The following is a 12,855-nucleotide window of genomic DNA, read 5'->3' on the forward strand; positions in this document are numbered from 1 at the left end:
TCGCTGGAACAACTCCCACAACTCTTCCGGCACCAACCGCTCAACGATCCCCACCACAACCGACAGCCTACCGAACCAAATGAGATGACTTGTTACTCGTGGGCGCTGATCACGCCGCCGGTGCTGAGCACGATGTACACGCCGTTGGCGTCGACCCCGACGTCGTGGCCCTTTGTTTCCAGCGTGGCGGCCACGCCGTCGAAGCCGATGATCTGGGCGCGGTACCGCAGTTCGCCGATCTTCGTGACCTTGGCCTTCCAGCCGCCCGCGAGCTTGAAGGTGCCCGGTCCCCGGTGCTCGCCGCCCATCCAGGAGTGGATCTCGCCGCCCATCGTGAGCACGACGTACATGCCGTTGGCGTCGAGCCCGGCGTCGGCGTTCTCTCCTGTCGTCTCCATCGTGGCCACGACCGCGCCGTCGCTGATGATCTTGGCGCGGTAGCGCTGGGAGCCGAGGTCGTAGATCTCGGCCTTGCTGCCGTCCACCAGGGTCTTGGTGCGGACCGGGGACGCCTCCTTGCCGCCGTCGGCGGCGGGCGCGTTGCCCGACGGCTTGTCCGCGGCGTCCGGCTTGCTGCCGCCCTTGGCGTCGGCGCTCGCCTTGTCGTCGGTGCTCTGTATTCCGGACCAGCCCGAGGCGCTGGAGTTGGCGGCTGCCGAGTTCGTGCTCGTGTGGCCCGCGGACTTCGCGTCGGCGGTGTCCGATCCGGAGCAGGCGGTCAGGGTGAGGCCGGCGACTGCGGTCAGGGCCGCGGCGGCGATGCGCAGGGTGCGGCGGCGAGCGGTGCGGACGGTGGTGCTGGAGCTCATTTCGGGTTCCCCCCGGGGCGGTTGGTGTCGTTGTTTCCTCGGTACGTCACCCACTTTGGCCGGGGGCGCTATCGGCGGGCTGCCGCTCCCCTAACTTCCGGCTAACACGGATGGTGTGAGGGCAGGCGTGGTGCCGGAGGAACTCGAAGGCCGGGCCGCAGTCGGCTGGTTGGGCAGGTGCGGCGGTCCGGGCGGGTGGTTACCGGGCCGTGAGTGCGGTGGGAAGGTCGACGTGGGCGGCCCTGCGCGCCGGCCAGAGGGAGGCGGCCAGCGCGCCTGCCAGGGCGATGAGCACGCCGATGGCGAGGCGCCCCCAGGGCAGGACCAACTCGTAGCCCACGACGCTCTCCTGGAGGGTGCGGCCGAGCGCCCAGCCCAGGAAGATGCCCATGGCCGTGCCGAGGGTCGCGCCGAGCGCGCCGAGGAGCAGGGCCTCCAGGCGGATCATCCGGGTCACTCCGGCGCGGTCCAGGCCGAGGGCGCGCAGCGTGCCGATCTCCTTGCGGCGTTCGAGGACGGACATCGCGAGGGTGTTGGCGATGCCCAGCGCGGCGATGGCCAGGGCCATGCTCAACATGGCGTAGAAGACGTTCAGTTGGTCGCCGATGCCGCCGCTGTCCTGGGCGCGGATGCCGGCCTGGTCGAGGACGGCGAGGGCGGGGTTGTCGCCGAGGGCGTGGGTGACACCTGCGAGCGCTGCCCTGCTGGGCCCGCCGTCCGTGGCGACGAGGACCGCGTAGGTGCTCGGGGCGGAGTCGTAGCGGGCGACGAGGGAGTCGGGTGCGGTGATGCTGGGCATCAGGTCGCTCTGCTCGTCCGCCTGGTAGACGGCGCCGATGGTGACGCTGCCGCGCCGGCCGTTCTGACGCTCCAGGGGGAGGGTCTGGCCGACGTGCCAGCCCTCCTTGTCGGCCTTGAAGTCGGCCACGGCGATCTGGCCATCGGCGAGGCGGTCGAGGGAGCCGTCGACCACGTCGTAGCGCAGCAGTCGGCCGATGGTGGTGGGGTCGACGCCGGTCAGGACGGAGTTGGTGCCGGCCAGACGGTAGCCGGTGGACTGGTTGAGCGGGCTGAAGACGGCGCCGGACAGCTTCTTGAGGGGCGCGGCGGTGGCGGGAGTCAGCTGCGGGCCGCCCTCGGCGGGCTTGACCTGGTAGTCGGCGGTGAAGGCGTGGGTGGTCGCGCGGTCGAGGTACTGGGTGGCGGAGGCCCCCAGGACGGACAGGCCCGAGGCGAGGGTGAGGGCGATGGCGAGCGCGGCGGCGGTGGCGCCGGTGCGGCGCGGGTCGCGCACGGTGTTGCGGGCGGCGAGGTCGCCCTGCACCGGGGAGAGGCGGGTCAGCAGCGGCCTGAACAGGGCGGTGAACGGCCGGGACAGCAGGGGGATGAAGCCGATCGTCCCGGTCAGGGCGAGGGCGGCGCCGATGCCGATGACGGTCCTGGCGTCCTTGCCCGTGGTGAGCGCCCCGTACACCACGGCGGCGGTGCCGGTGAGCGTCAGCGCGGCGCTGAGGCCGGTGCGCAGGGAGCCCACGCGGGCGGGCGCGGTGTGCTCGGCGGCGCTGAGCGCGGCGACGGGCGGGATGGCCATGGCCCGGCGGATCGGCAGCCATGCGGCGACCATGGGCAGGAGCGTGCCGACCAGCAGGGAGACGAGCACGGTGCCCGGGGTGAGGACCAGCGGGGCGGCCGGGGCGTCGGCGGGGGCGAAGAGCGTTTGGAGCAGGGCGGCGACGCCGGTGCCGACGGCGAGGCCGGCCACGGAGGCGAGCGCGCCGACGAGGAGGGACTCGGCCAGCAGGATGCGGCGCACCTGCTTGCGGGTGGCGCCGATGGCCCGCATCAGGGCCAGCTCCCTGGTGCGCCGGGCGACCAGCATGGTGAAGGTGTTGGAGATGAGGAAGGTGGCGACGAACAGGGCGACCGCGGAGAAACCCAGCAGGATCTGGCTCATGGTGCCGCTGTCGCTGGTGGCGAGGTTCGCCTTGATCTGGGCGATCCGGGCCCCGGTGACCGCGCTGGTGCCCTGGGGCAGCGCCGCTTCGACGCGGCTGAGGAGCTGGGGCACGTCGGTGCCGGGGGTGGCCGTCAGCTCGACGTGCTGGTAGCGGCCGGGCTGGAGGAAGAGGCGCTGGGCGGTGGCGTTGGTGAACAGCGTCAGGCTGCCTCCGGAGGGGAGCTTGGTTCCGTCGGTGCGGAAGATCCCGCTGAGGGTGTAGGAGGCGGCGCTCTTGCCCGTGCCGACGCGCACCGTGTCCCCGGTGCGGTAGCCGCCGCTGGTGGCGGTGGCTTCGTCGAGGGCGATCGTGTCGTTGCCTGCCGGTCCCGAACCCTGGGTGAAGCGGTAGGCGGGATCCTTGCCGTCCGTTCCCGGGGCGAAGTTGCCGCCCCGGGCGGACGTGCCGTGGCCGACGGGCTTGCCGTCGCGGTCGGCGACGGCGGCGAAGCCGTCGACCCGGCCCGCGGCGGCGGCAACGCCGGGAAGCTCGGCCAGGGTGGCCACGGTGCGGGCGCCGAGGGTGCCGGGACGGCCGCCGTTGGCGGGGGCGGTATCGGCGGCGACGTCGACGGCGATGCGCTCGTAACCGTCGGTCGCACGGGCGGCTGAGGCCCGGCTCAGGCTGTCGCCGTAGACGAGGCTGCCGGTGATGAAGGTGACGCCGAGCAGGACCGCGCAGGCGGTCATCAGCAGGCGGGTCCTGTGCGCGAACACGTTGCGCAGAGCGGTACGGAACATGGGGGTGCGGATCCTGGGAGGCGGGCTCGGCGGATGCGAGCGGGCGGCTGGTTCAGGGCTGACGGCTGACGTGCGGGTGGGTCAGCGCGTGCGCGAGCGGGTGCCGAGCGCGGAGGGCCGGTGCCGCGCTGCGGAGCCGCTGGTGTGACCGCCGCCGGAGAGGTGCAGCATCCGGTCCAGGACCCGGTCCGATGTGGGACGCGTCATGTCGTCGACCAGGCGGCCGTCGGCGAGGAAGACCACGCGGTCGGCGTAGCCGGCGGCGACGGGGTCGTGGGTGACCATGACCACGGTCTGTCCCAGCTCGCGCACGGAGTCGCGCAGGAAGCCGAGTACCTCGGCCCCGGCCCGGGAGTCGAGGTTGCCGGTGGGCTCGTCGCCGAAGATGATCGCGGGGCGGGAGGCCAGGGCGCGAGCCACCGCGACGCGCTGCTGCTGCCCGCCCGACAGCTGTCCGGGACGGTGGTCCAGGCGCTGGGAGAGGCCGACCTGGGAGACCACGCGGTCCAGCCACCGCTGGTCGGGGCGGCGTCCCGCGATGGTCAGCGGCAGCGTGATGTTCTCCAGCGCGGTCAGCGTCGGCAGCAGGTTGAACGCCTGGAAGATGAAGCCGATCCGGTCCCGGCGCAGCTGGGTGAGCTGCCGGTCGTTGAGCGTGGCCAGTTCGGTGGTGCCGATGCGGACGGATCCTGAGTCGAACGCGTCGAGCCCGGCGGCGCAGTGCATCAGGGTGGACTTGCCGCAGCCGGACGGGCCCATGATCGCGGTGAACTCGCCCTCCCGGAAGGAGATGCTGACACCGTCCAGGGCGACGACGCGGGTGTCGCCGCTGCCGTAGACCTTCGACAGGTCGGTGACGTCGGCCGCGATTCCGGTGGTCGGGTGCGGTGTGAGCGTGGCAACGGGTTCGGCGGTCACGGGGACTCCTCTTCGGGTGCGGAAGGGTGCACACCCAAGGTGTCCGGCGGACGTATCAGGACCGCAGCCGTCGTGTATCGGCGCCCGCTCCGCTGCGTAGCAGTTCTGCCCGTAGCGGTATTTCCCGTAGCGGTTCCGTGGCGGCCGGGCGGTCAGGCCGGCAGGCGCAGGGTGGCGACGGCCCCGCCGTCCGGGGCGTTGTCCAGGCGCAGTTCGGCGCCGAGCAGCCGGGCCTGGCCCAGGGCGATGGTCAGGCCGAGGCCGTGGCCCGAGCCGCGCTCCGCCGCGCCCGTGTGGAAGCGGCGCGGGCCACCCCGCAGCAGGTCAGGGGGGAAGCCGGGGCCGTGGTCGCGCACGACGACGGTATGGCCGTCGACGGTGACCTGTACCGGGGCGCCCCCGTGCCGGTGGGCGTTGATGACGAGGTTGCTGACGATCCGTTCGAGGCGGCGCGGGTCGGTCTCGACGGTCCGCCCGGCCGCTTCGTGCCGGGTGCCGGCGGCGGTGACCTCGGCGGTGACCTCGGTGTCGAGGCCGGTACGCGTCACGGCCTCACGGACGACCGCGCCGAGCGGGACACGGGCGCGGACCGGCTGTTCGGCGCCGGCGTCGAGCCGGGAGATCTCCAGCAGGTCCTCGACCAGTCCGCGCAGGTCACGCACCCGGGCCCGGAGCAGATCCTCCGTCTCGCCGGGCGGCAGCAGGTCGACGGCGGCCAGCAGACCGCCGACGGGGGTGCGCAGCTCGTGGGCCACGTCCGCGGTGAACTGCCGCTCGGTGCGCAGCCGTTGGCTGAGACTGTCGGCCATGAGATCGACGGTGGTGGCGATGTCGGCCACCTCGTCGCGGCCCTTGGTGCGCCCGGTCCTGGCGTCGAGATCCCCGGCGGAGATCCGGCCCGCGGTCTCGGAGACCCGCCGCAGCCGGCGGCCGAGCAGCCCGGCCCCGTAGATCGCCAGGGGGGTGGCCGCCGCGAGGGCGATGAGCGAGGCCACCGCCATGGTCAGGTCGAGCCGGTACAGCTCGTGGAACTCCGCGTAGATGGTCACCCGGACGGCCAGCACCGGGCTGCCGGGACCGCCGACCCGCTGGGCACCCCAGACGGTCGGGTCCATGCTCCCGGGGACGTTCCCGCCGTAGGACACGTGCCGGTCACCGTCGTCCGGGTTCTGCAGCGCGTAGGGCAGCTCGGCCGGATCGAGCCGGGCGTTGTCCGTGAGGGTTCCGGTGCGCCGGTAGACGTCCATGGCCGAGGTCACACCGGCGAGGGCCTGCCTTTCGGCCCGGTGCCTGATGTCGTGCGCGGTCCACACATGGACCAGCAGCCCCACCGCCGCCGCGACCAGGCAGGCGGTGGCCGCGGCCAGCGCGGCGATCTTCCAGCGCAGGGGCACGCGGGCGGGCCGCGACCGGCGGAACGGGCGCACCCGCCTCAGCGCCTGAGCTTGTAGCCGAAGCCGCGGACCGTCTCGATCCGGTCCCGGCCCAGCTTCTTGCGCAGCCGCTGCACGCACAGGTCCACGACCCGGCTGTCGCCGTCCCAGCCGTACTCCCACACGTCCCGCAGCAGGGTGTGCCGTTCCAGCACGGTGCCGGGGTGGGCGGCGAACTCCAGCAGCAGCTTCAGCTCGGTCGGGGTCAGCGCCACGGGGTTTCCGGAGACGGACACCTCCAGACCTGCGGTGTCGATGGTCAGGTCCCCGAAGACCAGCGGCTCCCCTTCGGGTGGCGGCGGCCCGTCGACGTCGGCGGTGCGCCCGGACACCGGGGCGGGCGCGTAGGTCGCCCGCCGCAGCAGCGAACGGATCCGGGCCACGAGCACGTAGGTGTCCACGGGTTTGACCACGTAGTCGTCCGCCCCGGCCTCCAGACCGGCGACGACGTCGAGCCCGTCGCCGCGGGCGGACATCATCAAGACCGGCACCAGGCTGGTCTCCCGGACTCTGCGGCACAGGCCGATCCCGTCGAGACCGGGCAGCATCACGTCCAGAATCAGCAGGTCGAAGCCTTCGTCGCGGAAGAGTTCAAGACCCGTGAGACCGTCGGCCGCGGCCTTCACCCGGTAGCCGTAGCGCTCAAGGGCGACGGTGAAGGACCGGCGCATCAGCTCGTCGTCCTCCACCAGCAGCACACGCACAGGCTGCGGAGGGGCCGGATCCGGGGCGGACGGGGACACGGGCAGCTGGCTCCTGTTGCGGACGGTCGGCAGGCGCAGGCCCCGTGTGTATGCACGCGCAGACGGTGACCTGCAAGAAACGATAGGGCAGACACCGGGCGCGGCAACCGCCCCATGGCCGGCGGGCGGATCCGACGGACAACCAAGCGCTCCCTGATACCCGCCCGATACACAACCCGCCCGGGGTGGCGCACCACGCCGCGTTCACGCCGTCCCGGGAACCGCCAGCAGCGGCAGCCACACCGCGTCCACGATCTCGGTGATCGACTCGTCCGACACCTCGCGCATCGTCAGCAGCAGGTCGTGGCGCAGCAGGTCGAAGGGGAGGTTCACCACGCGGGGCGAGCGCGGTGCGTCGGGCAGTTCGCCGCGCTCGACGGCGCGGGCGACGATCGTCTCGAAGGGGGGTGCCAGTCCCGGCGGGATGAGGGCTTCGCGCAGCTCGCCGAAGCTGGTGCCGGTGTCGCGGAAGTAGTCCACCAGCTGCACGCTCATCATCGTGATCATGTGCGTGCGGGCGGCGTGAGTGTTGCGCAGGAACCCGATCGCGTCGTCGCGGATGCTGCCGGTGTCGGGTACCGCGATCGGCTGCCAGAACTTGGTGAGCGTGGCCAGCAGCAGGTCCTCGCGCTGCGGCCAGCGCCGGTAGAGCACGGGGCGGCTCGTGGCGGCGCGGGCGGCGACCGCCTCGTAGGTGAAGCCGGGGTATCCGTGCTCGGTCAGCACGTCCCACGCGGCGCCGAGAATCGCGTTCTCCAGCTCGGGACCGCGCCGACGGGTCGCGCCACTGCGGTGGAGATTCATTTGTGTATCTTATCGCGGCGGTTTACCGTGTCCGCCATTAGATACGGGCGTGTATCTCATGGCGTCGGTGCCGAAGACGTCGTTCCCCCTGCCCGCGCATTCCGAAGAGTCGCTCAGGAGTGGTCAGTGATGTTCGATGTCGTCATCGTCGGCGGTGGGCCCGCCGGTCTCTTCCTCGCCTGCGAGCTGCGTCTCGCGGGGATCGAGACCCTGGTGCTGGAACGACGGACGGAACCGGACCTGACGGACAAGGCGCACGGCCTCACCGGGCAGGTCGTGCGGCTGCTGGACAACCGGGGGCTCTTCGAACGCTGCGGCGGCCAGGGCACGCCGGAGCCCGCGCCCGGGTTCTTCTACGCCGGGATGCCGCTGCCGCTGCACGTGCTCGGCAAGGAGAACCCGATGTATCTCCTGCCGGTCAACCAGCGCGATCTGGAACGGGTGCTCAGCGAGCGGGCGGCCGAACTCGGCGCGGAGATCCGGCGAGGCCGGGACGTGGTCTCGTTCCGCCGGAGCGATGACCGGGTCGATGTCGTCGTGCGGGGTGCGGACGGAGCGGAGACGACATGCGCCGCCCGGTACCTCGTCGGCTGCGACGGCGGCAACAGCCTGGTCCGCAAGCAGTCGGGCATCGGCTTTCCCGGCACCACCGATCACGTCGTCGACCGGTCGGCGCTGATCGGGCCGAGCGAGCAGGTCCGTTTCGTACCGGGCGGACGCGTCGTGATCGAGGGGCTCGGCGAGATACCGGCGATGTTCCACCGCACCGGCAAGGGCGTCTTCAGCCTCCTCGCGCACGACCCGCAGCGACCGCTCGTCAACACCGCCGAATGGGAGGAGCACCCGGCAGGTGATTTCCCGGGGCCGGGCGCCCCCATGACGCTCGCCGAGATGGCGGACAGCATCGAGCGGGTCATCGGCGTGCGCCTGCCCCTGACCCCGCCGCCCGAAGGCGCGCCCACCCTGCTCCGCCGCCTGTGCCACCGGAACTCCCGGCAGGCCGACCGCTACCGCGACGGCCGGGTCTTCCTCGCCGGTGACGCCGCACACGTGAGCCACGGGCCGACCCTGAACGCGGCGTTGCAGGACGCGGCCAACCTGGCCTGGAAGCTCGCCGCGGCAGTGCGGGGGTGGGCACCGGAAGGACTCCTGGACAGCTACGGGACCGAGCGCCGTGCGTCCGGCGAGCGGGTGCTCAGGCATACGCAGGCGGCGTCCGCCCTGTTGGCGCCCGGAGCCGATGTCACCGCCCTGCGCGGGCTCTTCGCGGAACTCCTGGACCGCACCGAGAACGTGCGCACGGTCGCCGCCACCATGGCGGGCGCCGACGTCCGCTACGACATGGGCGAGGAACACCCCGCCGCGCCCACCGGCTGGTTCGTGCCGCCTCTCGACCTGACCACCGACGACGGACACCCCCGGCGCCTCGCCGAGCTGCTGCGCGACGCCCGCCCCCTGCTCGTCGACCTCACCGGCGGAAGTGAGCCGTCCGCCGTCGCGGAGCCCTGGAGCGACCGGGTGCGCCGCGTCTCCGCGACCGCCGACGAGGCCCCGGCACCCGCACTGCTCATCCGGCCCGACGGCTACGTCGCCTGGGCGGGCGCCGACCCCGACGGGCTGAAGGCGGCCCTCGTCCGCTGGTTCGGCCCGGGGGCTGAGATCCCGCCCCGCCCCTGGACGGGGCGGGCAAGTAGCGTGCCGGTATGGTGAATTCGGATTCGGGGCCGCGGCGTCCGGCCCGTCCCACAGGGCTGCGGAGGCTGGCGTTCCGTCTGCCGATCCACTTCTACCGGGCAGGTCTCGGCGGTGTCTTCGGGCAACGGCTGCTGTGCCTGCACCACATCGGCCGCACGTCGGGCCTCGCCCGGCAGGTGGTCCTGGAGGTCGTCGCGCACGACCGGGAGGCGCGGACCTGGACGCTGGCTTCGGGCTTCGGCCCCGCCTCGCAGTGGTACCGCAATCTCAGGGCGCAGCCGCACGTCACCATCCAGGTCGGCCGGCGTCGGCACGCCGTCACCGCGCACTTCCTCACGCCGGACGAGGGCGGCGAGGTCATGGCCCGCTACGCGCCCCGGCACCCGAAGGCCGCGAAGAGGCTGTCGGCGTTCATGGGCTTCGATGCCGACGGCAGTGTCGCGGACTACCGCCGGGTCGGGCGGGACATCCCGTTCGTCCGGCTGGCGGAGGATCCGCCCGGGGGCATCGCCGGCCACGGCCCCGGGACGCCCCTTCGCTGACCGCAGAAGCGCACCCGTAACGCAGGAGCCCGGTGCCGTACCCGCACCGGGCTCCTGCCGTACGTCTCCGCCGCCCTGTGCGGCGTCCGCCTCAGGCCGTCGACGCGGCCGTTGCGAGGCGTGCGGTGCGGACGACCTCGACGGCCTCCGCCTCGGTCTCCACGGCCGGGGGCGAGCCGGGCAGCGGCTTGCGGGCGCTCTCCGACATCAGCCAGACGGCGACGCCGCCGATGACGGCCGCGGCCATCATGTAGTAGGCGGGCATCATGCGGTTGCCGGTCGCGCCGATCAGCGCGGTGACCACCAGCGGGGTCGTGCCGCCGAAGACCGAAACGGAGATGTTGAAGCCGATCGACAGCGAGCCGTAGCGCACCTTGGTCGGGAAGAGCGCGGGCAGCGTGGACGGCATCGTCGAGGTGAAGCAGACCAGCAGCAGGCCCAGCGCGGTCATGCCCAGCGCGATGGCCACCAGCGAACCCTGCCGGATCAGCAGCAGCGCGGGCACCGAGAGGACCAGGAAGCCGAGGCAGCCGACGGCGATCACCGGGCGGCGGCCGAAGCGGTCGCTGAGGCGGCCGGCGAACGGCTGGATGCACATCATCACGACCATCACCGCGAGCACGACCAGCAGCCCGTGGGTCTCGTCGTACTTCAGCTCCGATGTCAGGTAGCTCGGCATGTACGACAGCAGCATGTAGTCGGTGACGTTGAAGACCAGGACCAGGCCGACGCAGAGCAGCATCGAGCGCCACTGGCCGAAGATCATCTCGCGGATGCCGATCCGCTTCTCGGCGTCCCTGCGCTCCTTCTCCTTCGTCCGCGCTTCCTTCTCCAGCTGCGCGAACGCCGGGGTCTCCTCAAGACGCATCCGCAGGTACAGGCCGATGATGCCCATCGGGCCCGCGATCAGGAACGGGATCCGCCAGCCCCAGGACAGCAGGTCATCGGAGGAGAGCAGCGCCGTCATCAGCGTGACCAGGCCCGCGCCGCCGACGTAGCCGGCCAGGGTGCCGAACTCCAGCCAGCTGCCGAGGAAGCCGCGCTTCTTGTCCGGCGCGTACTCGGCGATGAAGGTGGAAGCGCCGCCGTACTCACCGCCGGTCGAGAAGCCCTGGATGAGGCGGGCGACCAGCAGCAGGATGGGCGCGCCCATGCCGATGGAGGCGTACGAGGGGATCAGGCCGATGCAGAAGGTGCCGGCCGCCATCATGATCATGGTGATGGCGAGGACCTTCTGGCGGCCGATCCGGTCGCCCAGCGGCCCGAAGACCATGCCGCCGATGGGGCGCACGAGGAACGCCGCGGCGAACGCGCCGAACGTCGACAGCAACTGCACGGTCGAGTCCCCGGAAGGGAAGAACACCTTGCCGAGGGTGACCGCGATGTAGCTGTAGACGCCGAAGTCGAACCACTCCATCGCATTGCCGAGGGCGGCAGCCGACACCGCACGCTTGACCATCGCGGGTTCGACGACGGTGACCTCGGAGGACGACTCGCCGGCGGACCGGCCCTGGGACCGCTTCTCCAGATCGGGTGCGGCGTCCTTGCGGTTGCCGCCGGGGACGGGGTTCCCGGGTGCGACGGGGGACTGCGTCGGCACGTGTTCGCTCGCCTGCGCTCTCTGGGACGACTACAAGGACAAACCCGTCATGGCGTGACGGGCAAAAGTCGACCATAGGGGCAGACCTGGTCATCACGGACGGTGCACGGTTGACCGCGCAGTCGCCCGTATACCCGCTCCTGACAGGGCAAACGTCTTTTTGCAAAGGAATGTGCGGGACCTTTGTCTGTGATCCTTATCGCGGTGAACGACTGCAACTGCGCGCCGATGTGACGTGCGCAGCACGGGTAAACCTGAAGGGCACGTGAGGTGCGTCACGGAGTGCGTTGCCCTGTTGCGCGCCGTTTCCGTACGCCGCATTGCGCACGGGAACGGCGCGGCGGCACCTCTCGCCGCCGCGCCGATGGATCGTCGCGACTTCAAGGATCCGCCGCGCGGCGCCGTGTCGCCACCCGGGCCGCGGCGAGGAGTGCGCTCCGACGTCCGCTCACCACGGCCGCACTGCCCGGCCGTACGTCGCCGCAGCGCGCCAACTCGGGCCGTTCCATGGCTGATTCGGCATCATTCGGAGCCCGTTCGCTCCGTTACGATCACTCGATGATGAAGACGCGACGGCTCGGCAGCGGCCCCGCGGAGGTCTCCGCGATCGGCCTCGGATGCATGGGGATGTCGGTCGCCTACGGGCCGGCCGACGCGGATGAGGCGCTCCGCACGCTCGACCGGGCGGCGGCGCTCGGCGTCACCCTCCTCGACACGGCCGACGCGTACGGGCGCGGCGCCAACGAGGAACTGCTGGGCGGCTGGCTCGGTGACCGCGGGCGGCGCGCGGACGTCTTCCTGGCGACGAAGTTCGGGCTGCGCCACGACCCCGCCACCGGACGGGTCGACCGGGTCGACACCTCGCCCGGGTACGTACCGGCCGCCTGCGACGCGTCGCTGCGCCGCCTCGGCGTGGAGCGGATCGACCTCTACTACGCGCACCGGCGCGACCCCGGCACACCGGTCGAGGACACCGTCGGGGCGATGGCGGAGCTGGTCCGGGCGGGGAAGGTGGCGCATCTCGGACTGTCCGAGGTGAGTGCGGCCACCTTGCGGGCCGCGCACGCCGTCCATCCCATCAGCGCGGTGCAGGTGGAGTACTCCCTGTTCACGCGGGACGTGGCGGAAGGGGAACTGCTCGCCACCTGCCGGGAGTTGGGGATCTCCGTGGTGGCGTACTCGCCGCTCGGGCGCGGCATGCTCGCCGGGGCGCTGGCCTCCCGCGACGAGCTGACCGAAGGCGACAACCGCCTGCGCTGGCCGCGGTTCTCCGACGAGAACCTCACCCGCAACCTCACGCTGGTGAACGAGGTACGGCGGATCGCCCGCGAGATCGGCGTGACCCCCGCGCAGGCGGCGCTCGGCTGGCTGCTGGCGCAGGGCGACGACATCGTGCCGATCCCGGGCACCAAGCGGGTGCGGTACGTCGAGGAGAACGCCGGGGCCCTCGCCGTGGAGCTGACGGCCGAGCAGACCGCACGGCTGCGGGCCGCCGTGCCGGACACGGCCGTCGCGGGCGCCCGCTACCCGGAGCAGGCGCTGCGCCGCCTCGGCCACTGACGCGGCGGCCCCGG

Annotated in this window: 10 protein-coding genes; 3 read left to right on the forward strand and 7 right to left on the reverse strand. The window is 72.2% G+C overall.

Going from position 1 to position 12,855, the window contains the following annotated elements:
• Window positions 1-92: 92 nt before the first annotated feature.
• The 6 genes from ACIBK8_RS33860 to ACIBK8_RS33885 all read right to left on the reverse strand — a co-directional run bounded on the left by ACIBK8_RS33860 (window position 93) and on the right by ACIBK8_RS33885 (window position 7,444).
• Window positions 93-809 (reverse strand): hypothetical protein, encoded by a 717-nt coding sequence (locus ACIBK8_RS33860; protein WP_399046308.1) that lies wholly within the window; start codon window positions 807-809, stop codon window positions 93-95.
• 199 nt (window positions 810-1,008) lie between these two features.
• On the reverse strand, window positions 1,009-3,546 hold the full coding sequence (locus ACIBK8_RS33865; protein WP_399046310.1) for an ABC transporter permease: 2,538 nt from the start codon (window positions 3,544-3,546) through the stop codon (window positions 1,009-1,011).
• 81 nt (window positions 3,547-3,627) lie between these two features.
• Window positions 3,628-4,464, reverse strand: a complete 837-nt coding sequence (locus tag ACIBK8_RS33870; RefSeq protein WP_399046312.1) for an ABC transporter ATP-binding protein — start codon at window positions 4,462-4,464, stop codon at window positions 3,628-3,630.
• A 152-nt stretch (window positions 4,465-4,616) separates the two neighbouring features.
• The gene (locus ACIBK8_RS33875) at window positions 4,617-5,891 is read right to left on the reverse strand and encodes a sensor histidine kinase (RefSeq protein ID WP_399046313.1); all 1,275 of its coding nucleotides are present in this window, start codon (window positions 5,889-5,891) and stop codon (window positions 4,617-4,619) included.
• 5 nt (window positions 5,892-5,896) lie between these two features.
• Complete coding sequence (gene cseB, locus ACIBK8_RS33880) at window positions 5,897-6,601, reverse strand: two-component system response regulator CseB (protein WP_399046371.1); 705 nt, start codon at window positions 6,599-6,601, stop codon at window positions 5,897-5,899.
• Between the two features lie 243 nt (window positions 6,602-6,844).
• Window positions 6,845-7,444 carry a TetR/AcrR family transcriptional regulator gene (locus ACIBK8_RS33885; RefSeq protein ID WP_399046314.1) on the reverse strand — a complete coding sequence of 200 codons (600 nt, stop codon included), beginning with the start codon at window positions 7,442-7,444 and terminating at the stop codon, window positions 6,845-6,847.
• A 129-nt stretch (window positions 7,445-7,573) separates the two neighbouring features.
• On the opposite strand from ACIBK8_RS33885, the gene ACIBK8_RS33890 reads away from it, so the two are divergent.
• Window positions 7,574-9,154 (forward strand): FAD-dependent monooxygenase, encoded by a 1,581-nt coding sequence (locus tag ACIBK8_RS33890; protein ID WP_399046316.1) that lies wholly within the window; start codon window positions 7,574-7,576, stop codon window positions 9,152-9,154.
• On the forward strand, window positions 9,148-9,681 hold the full coding sequence (locus tag ACIBK8_RS33895) for a nitroreductase family deazaflavin-dependent oxidoreductase (RefSeq protein WP_399046318.1): 534 nt from the start codon (window positions 9,148-9,150) through the stop codon (window positions 9,679-9,681). Before ACIBK8_RS33890 ends, ACIBK8_RS33895 begins: the two co-directional genes overlap by 7 nt.
• A gap of 91 nt (window positions 9,682-9,772) precedes the next feature.
• On the opposite strand, the gene proP is transcribed toward ACIBK8_RS33895, so the two are convergent.
• On the reverse strand, window positions 9,773-11,281 hold the full coding sequence (gene proP, locus ACIBK8_RS33900; RefSeq protein WP_399046320.1) for a glycine betaine/L-proline transporter ProP: 1,509 nt from the start codon (window positions 11,279-11,281) through the stop codon (window positions 9,773-9,775).
• A gap of 561 nt (window positions 11,282-11,842) precedes the next feature.
• On the opposite strand from proP, the gene ACIBK8_RS33905 reads away from it, so the two are divergent.
• The gene (locus tag ACIBK8_RS33905; RefSeq protein WP_399046373.1) at window positions 11,843-12,841 is read left to right on the forward strand and encodes an aldo/keto reductase; all 999 of its coding nucleotides are present in this window, start codon (window positions 11,843-11,845) and stop codon (window positions 12,839-12,841) included.
• The last annotated feature ends 14 nt before the right edge of the window (window positions 12,842-12,855 follow it).

Source organism: Streptomyces sp. NPDC050161, assembly GCF_044460025.1.
Classification (GTDB): Bacteria; Actinomycetota; Actinomycetes; order Streptomycetales; family Streptomycetaceae; genus Streptomyces.